The organism is Mesorhizobium sp. M0678 (genome assembly GCF_040320505.1).
GTDB lineage: Bacteria > Pseudomonadota > Alphaproteobacteria > Rhizobiales > Rhizobiaceae > Mesorhizobium.
Genome location: NZ_JAMYPT010000014.1, coordinates 1 through 14,106, shown reverse-complemented (window position 1 = coordinate 14,106; position 14,106 = coordinate 1). Strand labels below are relative to the sequence as shown.

Sequence of the window (14,106 nt, the reverse complement as noted above, 5' to 3'; positions counted from 1 at the left end):
GGGTGCAACGGACGCTTGAGCACCTCGAATCGGCACATGAGCTGGAACTGGTTGCTATCCTAGCCGGCAGCAATGATCTCGGCATAGGTGCTGAGATCGACATTGCCGCCGGAGAGCACCACGGCAATGCATTTGCCGGCAAGGTCGATTTCGCCTGACGACAGCGCGGCCAAGCCGACGCAACCGCCAGGTTCGACCACCAGCTTCAGACAAGCCATCGCGTCGCGCATCGCCTGTGTCACCGCGCTGTCGGAAACGGCGATGGCGCCGGCGAGATTCTTGCGGTTGATTTCGAAAGTGATCGCGCCGGGCTCGGCGACGAGAAGGGCATCGCAGATCGAGGTGTGGCCGGGCGCGTTCGACACCCTGGCGCCTTTGATCAGCGAGCGGCGTGTGTCGTCGAAATGCTCGGGTTCCACGGCCAAGACGGCGGTGCCCGGCGAGGCGTCCTTGACCGCGATCGAAATGCCGCTGCTCAACCCGCCGCCGCCGCAGGGAACCACTACCGCATCGAGGCTGACGCCAAGCGCTCTTGCTTGGCGCATCAATTCGAGGCCGATCGTGCCCTGGCCGGCGATGATGGCCGGATCGTCGTAGGGCGGCACCAGGACCATGCCCTTTTCCACGTAAGAACGGACGACGGCAGTGCGATCGTCGCGGACCCGGTCGAAGGTGATCACTTCGGCGCCCATCTTCCTGACATTGCCGACCTTCATCGCCGGCGCGTCGGTAGGCATGGCGATTACGGCCTTGACGCCGAACATCGCCGCCGCGGCGGCGACGCCTTGCGCGTGATTACCCGACGAGAAGGCGACGACGCCGCGGGCGCGTTCTTCCGCCGAGAGCGAGGAGAGCTTGTTGTATGCACCGCGGAACTTGAACGAGCCGGTGCGCTGCAACGTCTCGGGCTTGAACAGGATCCTGGCGCCGAAGCGCTTGTTCAACTCCGGCGATTCGATCAGCGGCGTTTCGACGATCAGTCCGGACAATCGCGCTGCTGCGCTGTGAATATCGGCGATGCCGGGAGGGGTGGTCATGGCTAGGGTCCTGCAAGAGATGAGACCGCCTATGCTGCACGGAAAGGGAGGCGGCGCACCAATGAAAAAATGTGACCGTTACAATTCGTCCTTGGAGGCAGGAGAGTGGGGCGTGACTGTCCCCACCGCCTCCTCGGCCCTCTGCCATGCATTCGTCGCTTCAGTCGACAAATCGTTGTCGATTGACCGGCATAGCCTGCCGCTCCTCACCCCAACAGCGTCTTTTGCCGTTTGGGGCCGCCCATCTTGCGCCAGGTGTTGAAGCGGTGGGTGGCGGCGGCGAAGGAGATCTTCATCTGTTGGGCGACCGAATAGCGCGACTTGCCCTCGTCGAACAGCCGATAGCAGCACTCGACGCCCTCCTCGGTCAACTTGCCGTCGGGAGCCTTGTTGTGCGGATTGGCGGGATCGAATTTTTCGACCTGCTGCTCGACTAGGCCTTTCAGGCGCTGCAGATCCGCCTCAATATTAGCGATAAGGTCGAGAACCGGTTTGGGATCAAACAGCTGCTGTTTTTCCGGCATCTGCGGCGTTCCTTTCTCTTGGTTGAGATTCGGTTATATAAGTGAACGTTTGCCGATAGCAACGGCGATGTGTTCGGGATTTTGAAGCCTGTACCTTTTGAGCATGAGTGGAGCGCACACGATTGACCGGCGACGTGCGAGGTCATAGTTTAGAACTATTCTAAACTAGGGTGAATTTCTCATGCTTTCCCGCGTTTTCGGCTTCGGCCGCCGTCCCTTTGAATCGCTCTCGGAACAGGAGATCCTGGCGCTCGCCATCTCCTCCGAGGAGGATGACGGGCGCATCTATCGCGCCTATGCCGACGGGCTGGCGGAGAGCTTTCCGCAATCGGCCAAGGTGTTCGAGGAGATGGCGGAGGAGGAGGACGGCCATCGCGATTCGCTGATCGAGCTTTACCGCAAGCGTTTCGGCGAGCGCATACCGCTGATCCGGCGCGAACATGTGAAGGGCTATTACGAACGCAAGCCGGACTGGCTGGTGAGGCCGCTCGGCATCGATCATGTGCGCAGCCAAGCCGAGGCCATGGAGCGGCAGGCCTACCTGTTCTATATCGAGGCGGCCAAACGCACAGGCGATGCGTCGACGCGAAAGCTGCTCGACGACCTGGCGATCGCAGAACAGGGCCACGAGACACTGGCGCAGCGGCTGGAGCAAAAGCATGTGCCGGGCGCGGTCAAGGACGAAGAAACGGCAGCCGAGCAGCGCCAGTTCATCCTGACCTATGTCCAACCGGGGCTGGCCGGGCTGATGGATGGCTCGGTGTCGACGCTGGCGCCGATCTTTGCCGCCGCCTTTGCCACGCATGATACGTTCCAGACCTTTCTGGTCGGGCTTGCCGCCTCGATCGGCGCTGGCATCTCGATGGGTTTCACCGAGGTGGCTTCCGACGACGGCAAATTATCGGGCCGCGGCTCGCCGGCAAAACGCGGGCTGACCGTCGGCGTCATGACGACGCTGGGCGGGCTCGGCCATGCGCTGCCCTATCTAATCCCGCTTTTTTGGACGGCGACCATTGTCGCCGCCGTGGTGGTTTTCTTCGAGCTGTGGGCGATCGCCTTCGTGCAGAACCGCTACATGCAGACGCCATTCTGGCGCGCCGCCTTCCAGGTGGTGCTGGGTGGCGCGCTGGTGTTTGCGGCAGGGGTGCTGATCGGGAATGCCTAACAGTCCTTAACCATTTACCGCCTGGCTGTCCTGAGGCGCCTCGGCGCGTTCGGTCAGGCCGTAATCGCGCACGACATGGGCGATGCGCAAACGATAGTCCGCAAAGATACCGCCGCGCCCGGCCTTCTGCGCCTGCCGATGTTCCTGCGTGTTGTGCCAGGTCTTCACCGCGTCCTCGTCGCGCCAGAAGGACAGCGACAGGATGCGGTTCGGATCGGCAAGGCTCTGGAAGCGCTCGATCGACAGGAAACCGTCGATGCCGTCGAGCAGTGGGCGCAGGTCGGCGGCGATGCCGAGATAGGCATCGCGCTTGCCCGCCGCCGGCTCGACCTCGAAGATGACGGCGATCATGGCTTCACCGAAGGAGCATGCGGCCCGGAGGCCAGCTTGAGGAAGATGCGGTCCTCCTTCAGAATGAATTTTTCCCGTCGGGCGAACTCGTAGTTCGCCTTGCCGGCGGGATCGGCGGCGAGCCGGGCGCGGTAGGCTTCGTAGGCCGCAAGACTGTCGATGTTGTAGGCGGCATAAGCCGTGGTGGCCGAGCCTTCGTGCGGCGCGAAATAGCCGATCAGATCGGCGCCGCAGCGCGGGATCGCCTGCCCCCAATTGCGTGCATATTCCTCGAATGCCGCCTTGCCGAACGGATCGATCTCGTAGCGGATGAAGCAGGTGATGGTCATTTTCGCCTCCTTGGCGGTGGATGTTTTCTGGCGGTCACAGTTCGAGCCGGGTCGAAACGTTCCGAAGATCGATATGCTAGGCAAATTCGCTGGCCGGTCAGGTTTGCCAGAAGGATTTCGCGCACTCGCGACGGACGTCTTCGGGTGTCAGGCCAAGGTCACGCAGCAGATGATCGTCGATCTCGGCGAGGTCGAGACGCTGCAAATGACGGTCGTACCACCGCTTCAGGAGCCGCAGCCGCAAGCGGCGCAAGACGATGAACGGGAACGGCCGGCGAGCAGGCGCGGCGCTGAGAATGGTCCTTGCAGGCATCGTTGTCTCCTTGATTTGCATCGAGACTAATGCTTTATCTGACGAGGATGCTTCGATGAGGAACGAACTATGCGCGAAGGACCTGACATAGCCCGCATTGCCAGCCTGGTGGGCGATCCGGCGCGGGCAAACATGCTGTCCGCACTGATGGGCGGCACGGCACTGACGGCGAGCGAACTGGCACTCGAAGCCGGGGTGTCGCTTCCGACAGCGAGCTCGCATCTGTCGAAGCTGATGGAAGGCGGGCTGCTGACACTGGCGAGCCAGGGGCGGCACCGCTATTACGGCCTCGCCGGCCCGCAGGTGGCGGGAATGATCGAAGCCATCACCGGCGTTGCCGCTGCGGTCGGACCGCAGAGGGTGCGACCCGGCCCTCGCGACGCGGCCATGCGCGTGGCGCGGGTCTGCTACGATCACCTCGCCGGCGAGCAGGCGGTGGCGATGCTGGACCGTCTTGTGGCTCGACAAGTGCTCCTGCGCGACGACGAGGTGATCCAGCTTGGGCCGTCGGCCGCCTCGCATTTCGCCGCGATCGGCATCGACATCCATACCAAAGCGCGGCGACCGGTGTGCCGCGCCTGCCTCGACTGGAGCGTGAGGCGTTCGCATCTTGCCGGCGCGCTGGGCGCCGCCATTCTCGACAAGGTCCTCGCCGAGAAATGGGCACGGCGCGAGAAGGACAGCCGTGCCGTGATCTTTTCACCGGTAGGCAAGCAGGCCTTCGAGAAGACGTTTCTCGCCTGACGGCGCGCTTCGATGCGCGTTCGGCGTTTCACGGGAACGCCGAACCACTCTATCTTTTTGTTTTGACGCAATTCCGGACGGAAAACCGTTTCACACTTTCCTGAAATTGCTCTAGCCGCGCTTGAGCGGCTTTGCCTGCTTGAAAAAATCCGCCCAGGGATCGGCTTGCCCGAGCCGCTTCAGCGTCGTCTTGTCGCCGATCGGAAAGGCGTTCGGCGGCAATCCGGCCTCGATCTCCGCCCAGGTCACCGGCATCGATACCGTGGCTCCCTTTTTGGCGCGCGACGAATAGGGCGCAACCGTGGTGGCGCCGCGGCCGTTGCGCAGATAATCGACGAAAATCTTGCCGGTGCGCGCCCTCTTCGACAGCGTCGCCGTGTAGCGGTCGGGCGCGGCCTGTTCGAGCGCTCGGGCGAACTCATGGGCGAAGCCTTTGACCTCGTCCCAATCCGCCGACGGCTTCAGCGGCACGACGACATGATAGCCCTTGCCGCCCGAGGTCTTGACGAAATTCGGCAGGGACAGTTCGTCGAGCCGGCCGCGGATATCGAGCGCCGCGGCACGCACCGCCTTCACGTCGACGCCCTCGTCCGGATCGAGATCGAAGATGATCTGGTCGGGTTTTTCCAGCTCGTTGGTGGTCGAGCCCCAGATGTGGATCTCGACGACGCCCAGTTGCACCAGCGCCGCGACGCCGTCGAAATCGCGGATGAACAGGATTTCCTCGCCGTCCGTCGGATCCTTCATCACGGCTATTTTTTCACTCATGCCGGCCGAGGCATGTTTTTGGAAGAACCGTTGGCCGCCAACGCCGTCCGGCGCCCGCACGAGGCTGAGCGGCCGGTTGATGACGAATTGCTTCATGCGCGGCCAGACCAGCGCGTAGTGATCAACCAGATCCTGCTTCGATACGTTCTCCTCGGGCCACAGAAGCTTGTCGGGGCGGGACAGTGTAACCGAGGTTTTCGCCGCGCCGGCGGGTTCGGCGGGCTTTGGCCTCGGCTCGGCCGTGGCTGAGCGTGCTTTCGGTTTCTCCTGCACGACTTCCTCCGCCGGCTTGTCCTCGCGCAATCCCTGGAACGACGCGTGGCGTATTATACGGTCCGACGTCCAACTGCGAAACTCCACTTCGCCGACAAGTTCGGGCTTGACCCAGACCAGCCCCTTGCCCCTTGGCACCGCCCTGTCGAAGGGCGAGGTTGTCGTCTTCAGCGCATCAAGCCTCTTCTTCAGCTCGTTGGTGCTTTTGGCCGTGAAGCCGGTGCCGACGCGGCCGGCATAGCGCAGCTTGCCGCCCTCGTGATAGCCAACCAGCAGCGAGCGCAGGCCGCGCCCGGTCTTGTCCGACGGCATATAGCCGCCGATGACGAATTCCTGGCGCGCCGTGCATTTCGACTTCACCCACGAGGGAACACGACCGCTGCGGTAGGGCGCATCGGCACGCTTGGAGACGACGCCTTCGAGCCCCAGCCGGCAAGCATGCTCCAGCATGATCTTGCCGGGCTCGGCAAAGTGGTCGCTGAAGCGCACGGCCTGATCCTCGGCCTGTCCGGCGAGCAAAGTGCGCAGCCTTTCCTTGCGCTCGACCAGCGGCTCGGAACGGATATCCTCACCGTTGAGACGCAACAGGTCGAAAACGTAGTAGATGAAACGATCCGTGCGGCCCGCCGACAGATCTTGCTGCAGCAGCGAGAATGACGAGACGCCGTTATCCGCCAGCACGACGATTTCGCCGTCGATGATCGCATCGGTGCATTTCAGGCCGCCAAGTGCCGCGACAATTGCGCCACCGAATTTGTCGGTCCAGTCGAGGCCGGCGCGTGTCAAAAGCCGCACCTCGGTGCCGGCAAGCTGCGACTGCATGCGATAGCCGTCGAACTTCACCTCATGCAGCCAGTCCTTGCCGGGCGGCGCGTCCCGCTCCAGCGTTGCGAGCGCCGGTTCGATGAATTCGAGCCGCCTTGCCGCGACTGCCTTCTTGCCGGTAGCCGGCCTGTCGGACTGCCAGACCCTTGGCTTCTTGCCGTCGGCGGTCTTGCCTTCGCCGACCTCCTCGATGGTCAGGCCGGATTTCACCGATTGCGGCGCCTCCTGCAAAATGTCCTCGCCTGGACGCGCGGCGGCATCGTCGGATTTGATCAGCAACCAGTTGTCACGCTTTTCGCCCGGACGCGGCTTCAGCCGCACCAGATGCCATGCGCCATGCAATTTGTGGCCATGCAGTTCGAAACTGATATGGCCTTTCTTCATCGCCTTTGCCGGGTCGCCATCGGGGACCCAAGTTCCCTCATCCCAGACAATGACCGAGCCGCCGCCATATTGGTCCTTCGGGATGGTGCCTTCAAACGGCGCATAGTCGATCGGGTGGTCCTCGACATGCACGGCGAGCCGCTTTTCGTGCGGGTCGAGGCTCGGGCCTCGCGTCACCGCCCAGCTCCACAGCACGCCGCCGTGCTCGAGACGAAGGTCGTAGTGAAGCCTGGTGGCGGCATGCTTGTGGATGACGAAGATGCCACCCGGCACGGCTTTCTTGCCGCGCGAAACCTTGCCGGCTGGTTCGGCCGTCTTCTTGAAATTGCGCTTGGCGTGATACTGCTCGAGGCTGGCCATGGGCGGATCCTAAGCAGATTTGCGCCGGGCGGCTTTGGACTTGGCGCCTTTTGCCGGGCGTCCGGTCTTTGCCGGCGCACCGGCTTCCGACGAAAGGCTCTTCTTCAGCGCATCGAAGAGGTTGACGACGTTGGAGGGCCGTGGTTCCGCCTTGGTCTTCGGTGCCTTCTTGCCGGCCTTCTTGGCGCGGACCAGCTCGATCAGGGCGTTTTCGTATTTGTCCTCGAATTCGGAAGGATCGAACTTCGCCTGTTTGTCATCGACGATGTGTTCGGCCAGCCTGATCATCTCGGCGTCGGTCTTCACCGGCTTGATGTCGCCGAACACCATCTCGGGCCTGCGAACCGTATCGCCATAGCGCAGGGTCGTCAGCAGCAGACCCTTGCCCAACGGCTCAATGACCACCGGACGTTCGCGGCGATAGAGCACAATGCGGGCTAGCCCCGCCGTCTTCTTGGCGGCCATGGCGTCGCGGATGACGGCGAAGGCCTCTTCCGAGACCTCGTCCGCAGGCGTCACATAATAGGGCGCATCGAGATAGATCTGCTGGATCGAGGATTTTTCGATGAAACCATCGAGGCTCATCGTATGCGAGGAGTCGATCAGCACGGCTTCGATCTCCTCCTCCTCGATTTGGACGAAGTCGCCGTCGCCGATCTCGTAGCCCTTGATCTCGTCGCCTTCATCGAGCGGCTTGCCGCTTGCCGAATCGACATAGACGCGCTTGACGGTATTGCCGGTCTTGCGGTTGAGCACGCGGAACGAGACTTTCTCGGCCTGGGTGACGACATTGGTCAGTTCGACGGCGCAAGTGACCAGCGAAAGCTTGAGATACCCTCTCCAGGCCGGGCGCGGCGCCATGACAAACTCCCTGCGCGACAATGTTCAACCGAGAACGGGCAAAGTCCGTTCCGGTTCCGGCGGCGCAAAAGGCAAGTCCGGGCTTTCAACCCAGCCTTGCCTTGTTCTCGCTCACTGCCCTACTCGGCGGCTTGCAGGTTGACCTTGCTTTCCGCTATTTCGGTAAGCTTGCGGTCGGTTGCCTGCTCCTCCTTGAGGTTGTTGGCCAACACATTGGCGCAGTCGCTGCGGCCCAGTTGCTTGGCCCAAGCAATCAGGGTGCCGTAACGGGTCATCTCATAATGCTCGACCGCCTGGGCGGAGGCGATCAGCGCAGCGTCGAGGACCTCCTTGTCGGCGATGTCGCCGCTGACGTCGTCGGCTTCTTCGAGAATGCCGTCGATGGCCGGGCAGTCGACCTGCTTGGCCTTCACGCCGTGCAGTTCGAACACCTGCTCGACACGCTGGATATGACCCTTGGTCTGAGCGAGATGTTTCTCAAAGCCGGCTTTCAGCTGCGGATCACTCGCCTTGTCGATCATCTTCGGCAGCGATTTTTCGATCTGTTTTTCAGCGTAATAGATGTCGCGCAGCGTGTGCACGAAGAGGTCGTCGAGGGTTTTGATATCCTTCGAAAAGAAACCCATGGCCTTTGCCTTTCCATTGCTCTTGCAGTTTCGGATTTTTTGGCTGCGGCCCACCCGAGCACCACAGCCTGCGGAGCCAGTTCGTCCCGGCACTGGGAAATCAACGTGCGGCTGACGGGCCGGTTCCTGGTTTTCCGGCCGCGTGCACGGAAATTTCGCGGTCCGGCAAAACCTGAAACAAAACCGCGCCTCTGCGACATTCAGGCGAAACATATGTGATGCAAAAGTCACACTGGACGAAATGCCGACGGACTGCATGGAAACACCGCGAATCAGCCGCATTCCAGCCATGAACAAAGGCATTTTCGACCAGAGATTAACATCGCGTTCACCGACTATTCACGCCTGGACGCTATGATCCCCGCAATTCGGAAGGGACATCCGAAACGGGACAGGGACCGAGTAAAATGAGCTTCTGGAATCAAATCGCCGGCTATGCCGCCGCCATCCGCGAATTCGTCGCGCCGACCTATCGGCCTGAGCGCTATTATATGCGCGGCCCAGGCCCCGCCTGCGCGCGCCGTGGCAACACGCTTGGGATCAGCGTGCGCTGATGATGAGCATGGAGAGCCGTCACGACAGCCGTATCTGCCGGCCCGACGCCGACAATCGGTCAACGACTTATCGCGCCGAGCGCCCTGCGCTGACCGACAGACGGCGTGCGACAACGCCAAGCCTTCAGCATTCCGGGCTTTGATCCAGCCGCCGGCAGGCCTAGTGTCGCCTGACACCAGCTGCCGGGCGTCACGTGATCGTCAAGCCGAACCATTCTCCTGAGCCGCCAGAATTCGAATCAAGTCGCCCGTTGATCGTGTTCGACGGTATTTGCGTGTTGTGCTCGGGCTTTGTGCGCATGGTGGTGAAGCTCGACCGCAAGGGCCGCTTTCATTTCGTAACGGCGCAGTGGCCCTTCGGCGAGATGCTGTTCAAGAAATACGGGCTGCGGACGGATCGCTACGAGACCAATCTCGTCATCGTCGATGGCGCGGCTTTCACCCGCCTGGACAGTTTCGTTGCCGTCATGGCCGAACTCGGCTGGCCGTGGCGGGCGGCGCGGATCCTGCTGCTGTTGCCGCGCCCGCTTCGCGACTGGCTCTACGACCGCATCGCAAAGAACCGCTACGCCCTGTTCGGCAAGAAGGACAATTGCGAAATCCCTTCCGCTGAGGTGAGGGCAAGATTGATCGGCTAGGTTCGTTGCCGTGGCCGGGAGCGGGCGGGGCATTTTGGGGGAACTGCGGATGAAGGTTCTTGTCGTCGGCGGCTATGGCACCTTTGGCGGTCGCACCGTCGAGCTTTTGGAGGGCGAGCCGCATCTGATCCTCTTTGTCGCCGGGCGCTCGCTCGCCAAGGCTGACGCGTATTGCAAGAAGCGCGCCCCGACAGCAGCCCAGCTGGTGCCGGCACTGTTCGACCGTGACGGCGATCTCGCCGCGCAACTCGCTGCATTTGAGCCTGATATTGTAGTCGACGCGAGCGGTCCGTTCCAGGCCTATGGCGAGGGACGCTATCGCCTGATCGAGGCCTGCATCGCCCGGCGCATCAACTATCTCGATCTAGCCGACGGCTCGGATTTCGTCGCCGGGGTCTCTGCGTTCGACGAGGCGGCGCGAAACGCCGGCGTCTTCGTGCTGTCCGGCGTCTCGAGCTTTCCGGTGCTGACGGCGGCGGTGGTGCGTCGCCTGTCTTCGGACCTGACGCGGGTCGACGGCATTCGCGGCGGCATCGCGCCTTCGCCCTTTGCCGGCGTCGGCGGGAACGTCATCCGGGCTATCGCCGGTTATGCCGGTCGGCCGGTGCGGCTTGTTCGCAATGGCCGTCCCGAACAAGGCCGTCCGTTTACCGAGCAGCTGCGCTACACTATCGCGCCGCCGGGCCGGCTGCCGCTTCGAAACACGCTGTTTTCTCTGGTCGACGTTCCAGACCTGCGCGCCTTGGCCGCGCTTTGGCCGGAGGCGAGGACCATCTGGATGGGAGCCGGGCCGGTACCCGAGGTGCTGCACCGCGCCCTGATCGGCCTCGCCTGGCTGGTGCGCGCCGGATTGATCGGTTCGCTTTCGCCGCTGGCGCCGCTGATGCATGAGGCAACGAACCGGCTGCGCTGGGGCGAGCATCGCGGCGGCATGTTCGTCGAGGTCGAGGGATCGGACCGGGCGGGCGCCATCGTCAAGCGCTCGTGGCATCTCTTGGCCGAGGGCAATGACGGGCCGCTGATCCCGTCGATGGCGGTCGAAGCACTGGCCCGCAAAGCGCTGGCCGGACATCAGCCCGCGCCGGGCGCACGGGCGGGGGTGCGCGATTTGGAGCTCCGGGATTATGAAGCCCTGTTCGCCGGGCGGACAATCTACACCGGCTTCAGGAACGGGGCGGCGGACGAGGACAAGCCGCTTTATGCCGAGCTGCTCGGTGCCGCCTGGCAAGGCCTTCCCGAGGCAATTCGGTCAATGCATGACCGTACGATCACGGCCGCAGGCCGCGCGCGCGTCGAACGCGGGCGCAATGTTCTTGGCCGGCTAATGGCCTGGACGGTCGGCTTCCCCGGGGCAAGCGAGGACATCCCGGTTCATGTCCGCTTCGACACCGACAAGGACGGCGAGACCTGGACCCGGACATTCGGCAAGCACAGTTTTTCGAGCCTACAGTCCGCAGGCCGGGGTCGATCGCAGCGCTTGCTGTGCGAACGCTTCGGCCCGCTGACCTTCGCGATGGCGCTGGTTGCCGAAGACGGCCGGCTGGCGCTGGTCTTGCGCCGCTGGAGTTTTTTTGGCCTGCCGCTTCCGATGTGGCTCGGTCCACGCTCGACTTCCTACGAAACGGTGAAGGATGGCCGCTTCCGCTTCCATGTCGAGATCTCGCATCCGCTTGCCGGCATGATCGCCCGCTACCGCGGCTGGCTGGAGCCCTCCGGCCCGCACGGCTCCAACGAGATCGGGCCGCCTGCCAGCTTGCCCAGTTCGCGACAGTCCTGCGCCGTGCACAGCGTCCAGCCCTGACCCGTGGCGCCCGAGGCGGCGAGCGCGAGGCGCCGCTGTGGCCCGACCTTGGGCGCATAGACCCACCAGCCGTTTCTCAGCACCGAGCCTTGCGGCGGCTCCACCCCGGCGCCCGATCCCTTGATGCGGGCCTCGACCAGCTGCAGGCCGGACGGCAGCACCTTCCAGTCTTCCTGCCACTGGGTCTTCTCCACCGAATGCACCCAGGAGAGCGTGAAGGCAGCAACGGCGAGCGTCACCGTCTTGCCGGCCGCGACGATGCAGAGGCTCATGCTGAATTAGCCAGCGAAGCCTGCCGCGCGCGCCAGCAGTGCCAGCCGATCCAGGCAAGGGACAGCGCCCAGCCCGCCTCGTCGGTGAGCGGCAGCGCCGCAACCAGCAGCACGCCGGCGGCGAAGGCGACGAGGCGTTCCCACCAGGCCATGCGCCGGGCGAGAAATCCGACGGCCGCGGCGCCCCACAGGACGATACCCATGCAGGCTTTGATGACGATATAGGCGACCTCGACGGGATAGCCGAACTGGGCGGCGATCGGGCCGGGGTCCTGCAGCATCAGCGCCGGGGTATAGACCGCCATGAACGGCACAACGAAGCCGGCAATGGCAAGCTTGGTGGCCTGGATGCCGATCTTGAGGCCGCTTTCCTTGGCCATGGGTGCGGCGGCGAAGGCGGCCAGCGCCACAGGCGGGGTGAGATCGGCCATGATGCCGAAATAGAAGACGAACATATGGCTGACCACCAACGGCACGCCGAGCGACAGCAGCGCTGGCCCGGCCAGCGACGAAGTGATGATGTAGTTGGGAATGGTCGGTATGCCCATGCCGAGCACCAGGCAGGTGAGCATGGTCAAAAGCAGCGACAGGAACAGATTGTTCTCGCCGATCGAGATGATCCAGCCGATGAAGGTCGAGGCGATGCCGGTAAGCGTCAACGTGCCGATGACGATGCCGACAATGGCGCAGGCAATGCCGACCGGCAGCGCGTTCTTTGCTCCTTCGGCAAGGGAATCCACGCATATGCGCAGCGTCTCGCGCCCGCCCTTGAAGGTGAGGCAGGCGGCGACCAGCACGGCGATGACCAGGCTGAGGATGTTGACGCCGAATTTCATGAAGGAAGCCGCGGCAAGCCCGAGCGCCAGCCAGAAGACGACACGGAAGGCGAGCGGCCCGATCGATGCCGCCAGCGGCGTGCCGAGGATAAGCACAATGGTCAGCGCCAGGCCCATGGTGCCGGCGAAGACCGGTGTGTAGCCGGCAAACAGCAGGTAGATCAGTGCTGCGAGAGGCAGTACCAGCGGCCAATGTTGTCTCACCGCATCCCACGGATTGGGCAGGTCGGCCTTGGCCATGCCGTGCAGGCCGGCCTTGCCGGCTTCCAGGTGCACCTGCCAGAAACAGGCGCCGAAATAGAGCAGCGCCGGAATGATCGCCGCCTTGACCACCGCGGCATAGGGGATGTTCAGGGTCTCGGCCATGATAAAGGCCACCGCTCCCATCACCGGCGGCATGATCTGGCCGCCCATCGACGAGGTCGCCTCGACGGCGCCGGCGAAAGCCGAGCGGAAACCGAAGCGCTTCATCAGCGGGATGGTGAACTGGCCGCTGGCCACCACATTGGCAACACCGGAGCCGGAAATGGTGCCCATCAGCGCCGAGGACAGCACGCAGACTTGCGCCGGGCCGCCGCGCCATGAGCCGACCAGGCCAAGCGCAAAATCGTTGAACAGCGCGATCATGCCGGCGCGCTCAAGAAAGGCGGCGAAAACGACGAAGATGAAGATGTAGGCGGCCGAGACATAGATCGGCGTGCCGTAGATGCCTTCGGTGCCATAGGCGAAGGTGTCGACGAGCTGGGCGAAATCATAACCGCGATGGATGAACGGCGGCGGCAGATGATTGCCGGCAAATGCGTAGGCGAGAAAGATGAAGGCAATGACGGCGAGCGGCAGCCCCATTAACCGCCGGGCCGCCTCGAAGACCAGCACGACCAGCACCGCGCCGACGATCAGGTCAGGCGTGGTGAGAAAGCCGGAGCGGCGGATGAGGTCGGCATAGAACACCCAATTGTACAGACCGGTGGCGAAACCAAGCAGGCCGAGCGTCCAGAACACTGCTTTCGCCGGGACGCTTTTGGCGCGCAGATTGGCGATTAGGGCAAAGCCGAGCAGCAGCAGGAAGCCGACATGCATGGCGCGTATGACCTGGCTCGGCAGGCTGCCATAGGCGGCGATGTAGATTTGGAAGATGGAGAAGGCGATGGCGATAAAAAAAGCCGCCTTGCCGGCGATGCCTTCGCCGAAGCCAGGCGGCAATCCTTCGACAGGAGCTTCCGCTGTGGGGGAAAGAACGGTCGGGGTTACGGTCATTAGCGGGGTTCCTGGCGGGGCGGTCCCCTCCTCGAGGGGAGGGTGCCGAGCGAAGCGAGGCGGGGGGGGGGGGGGGGGGGGGGGGGGGGGGGGCCCCCCCCCCCCCCCCCCCAAAGCGAAGCGGGGGGGGGGGACAAGGAGGGACAGGGGGGGGGGGGGGGGGGGATGTAAAACAAAAACATGAGTTT

15 protein-coding genes are annotated in these 14,106 nt (G+C 63.4%); 5 read left to right on the top strand and 10 right to left on the bottom strand.

Annotated elements, in window-relative coordinates; genetic code table 11:
* Positions 1 to 59: 59 nt before the first annotated feature.
* Positions 60 to 1,037, bottom strand: coding sequence for a threonine ammonia-lyase (locus NKI29_RS22715; protein WP_352571579.1), 978 nt, complete (start codon positions 1,035 to 1,037; stop codon positions 60 to 62).
* 206 nt (positions 1,038 to 1,243) lie between these two features.
* Positions 1,244 to 1,561 (bottom strand): hypothetical protein, encoded by a 318-nt coding sequence (locus NKI29_RS22710; RefSeq protein WP_023679003.1) that lies wholly within the window; start codon positions 1,559 to 1,561, stop codon positions 1,244 to 1,246.
* Between the two features lie 181 nt (positions 1,562 to 1,742).
* On the opposite strand from NKI29_RS22710, the gene mbfA reads away from it, so the two are divergent.
* The gene (gene mbfA, locus NKI29_RS22705; RefSeq protein WP_352451856.1) at positions 1,743 to 2,726 is read left to right on the top strand and encodes an iron exporter MbfA; all 984 of its coding nucleotides are present in this window, start codon (positions 1,743 to 1,745) and stop codon (positions 2,724 to 2,726) included.
* A 6-nt stretch (positions 2,727 to 2,732) separates the two neighbouring features.
* Here mbfA and NKI29_RS22700 read toward each other — a convergent pair whose 3' ends face one another.
* The 3 genes from NKI29_RS22700 to NKI29_RS22690 all read right to left on the bottom strand — a co-directional run bounded on the left by NKI29_RS22700 (position 2,733) and on the right by NKI29_RS22690 (position 3,719).
* The gene (locus NKI29_RS22700; protein ID WP_352571580.1) at positions 2,733 to 3,077 is read right to left on the bottom strand and encodes an antibiotic biosynthesis monooxygenase family protein; all 345 of its coding nucleotides are present in this window, start codon (positions 3,075 to 3,077) and stop codon (positions 2,733 to 2,735) included.
* Positions 3,074 to 3,406, bottom strand: a complete 333-nt coding sequence (locus NKI29_RS22695) for an NIPSNAP family protein (RefSeq protein WP_352571581.1) — start codon at positions 3,404 to 3,406, stop codon at positions 3,074 to 3,076. The genes NKI29_RS22700 and NKI29_RS22695 overlap by 4 nt, the downstream gene beginning before the upstream one ends.
* A 97-nt stretch (positions 3,407 to 3,503) precedes the next feature.
* Complete coding sequence (locus NKI29_RS22690; protein ID WP_352571582.1) at positions 3,504 to 3,719, bottom strand: DUF1127 domain-containing protein; 216 nt, start codon at positions 3,717 to 3,719, stop codon at positions 3,504 to 3,506.
* A 69-nt stretch (positions 3,720 to 3,788) separates the two neighbouring features.
* Here NKI29_RS22690 and NKI29_RS22685 point away from each other — a divergent pair, with 69 nt between their 5' ends.
* Entirely contained in the window at positions 3,789 to 4,463 is a 675-nt protein-coding gene (locus NKI29_RS22685) for an ArsR/SmtB family transcription factor (RefSeq protein WP_352571583.1), read from the top strand.
* Between the two features lie 111 nt (positions 4,464 to 4,574).
* Here NKI29_RS22685 and ligD read toward each other — a convergent pair whose 3' ends face one another.
* The 3 genes from ligD to NKI29_RS22670 all read right to left on the bottom strand — a co-directional run bounded on the left by ligD (position 4,575) and on the right by NKI29_RS22670 (position 8,560).
* Positions 4,575 to 7,073: a DNA ligase D gene (gene ligD / locus NKI29_RS22680; protein ID WP_352571584.1), complete on the bottom strand. Its 2,499-nt coding sequence runs from the start codon at positions 7,071 to 7,073 to the stop codon at positions 4,575 to 4,577.
* Between the two features lie 9 nt (positions 7,074 to 7,082).
* The gene (gene ku / locus NKI29_RS22675; RefSeq protein WP_352571585.1) at positions 7,083 to 7,934 is read right to left on the bottom strand and encodes a non-homologous end joining protein Ku; all 852 of its coding nucleotides are present in this window, start codon (positions 7,932 to 7,934) and stop codon (positions 7,083 to 7,085) included.
* Positions 7,935 to 8,053: 119 nt separating this feature from the next.
* Positions 8,054 to 8,560: a YciE/YciF ferroxidase family protein gene (locus NKI29_RS22670; RefSeq protein ID WP_352473615.1), complete on the bottom strand. Its 507-nt coding sequence runs from the start codon at positions 8,558 to 8,560 to the stop codon at positions 8,054 to 8,056.
* Positions 8,561 to 8,967: 407 nt separating this feature from the next.
* On the opposite strand from NKI29_RS22670, the gene NKI29_RS22665 reads away from it, so the two are divergent.
* The 3 genes from NKI29_RS22665 (at position 8,968) to NKI29_RS22655 (ending at position 11,553) form a co-directional block, all read left to right on the top strand.
* On the top strand, positions 8,968 to 9,114 hold the full coding sequence (locus NKI29_RS22665) for a hypothetical protein (RefSeq protein ID WP_023678994.1): 147 nt from the start codon (positions 8,968 to 8,970) through the stop codon (positions 9,112 to 9,114).
* Positions 9,115 to 9,371: 257 nt separating this feature from the next.
* Positions 9,372 to 9,752 (top strand): thiol-disulfide oxidoreductase DCC family protein, encoded by a 381-nt coding sequence (locus NKI29_RS22660; protein WP_352797337.1) that lies wholly within the window; start codon positions 9,372 to 9,374, stop codon positions 9,750 to 9,752.
* Positions 9,753 to 9,801: 49 nt separating this feature from the next.
* A complete protein-coding gene (locus NKI29_RS22655; RefSeq protein WP_352571586.1) occupies positions 9,802 to 11,553 on the top strand; it encodes a saccharopine dehydrogenase family protein in 1,752 nt (583 codons plus the stop codon).
* Here NKI29_RS22655 and NKI29_RS22650 read toward each other — a convergent pair.
* Positions 11,442 to 11,825: a DUF1850 domain-containing protein gene (locus NKI29_RS22650; protein WP_352571587.1), complete on the bottom strand. Its 384-nt coding sequence runs from the start codon at positions 11,823 to 11,825 to the stop codon at positions 11,442 to 11,444. The two genes, NKI29_RS22655 and NKI29_RS22650, sit on opposite strands and share 112 nt — an antisense overlap.
* Positions 11,822 to 13,918, bottom strand: coding sequence for a TRAP transporter permease (locus NKI29_RS22645; protein ID WP_352571588.1), 2,097 nt, complete (start codon positions 13,916 to 13,918; stop codon positions 11,822 to 11,824). The genes NKI29_RS22650 and NKI29_RS22645 overlap by 4 nt, the downstream gene beginning before the upstream one ends.
* Between the last annotated feature and the right edge of the window lie 188 nt (positions 13,919 to 14,106).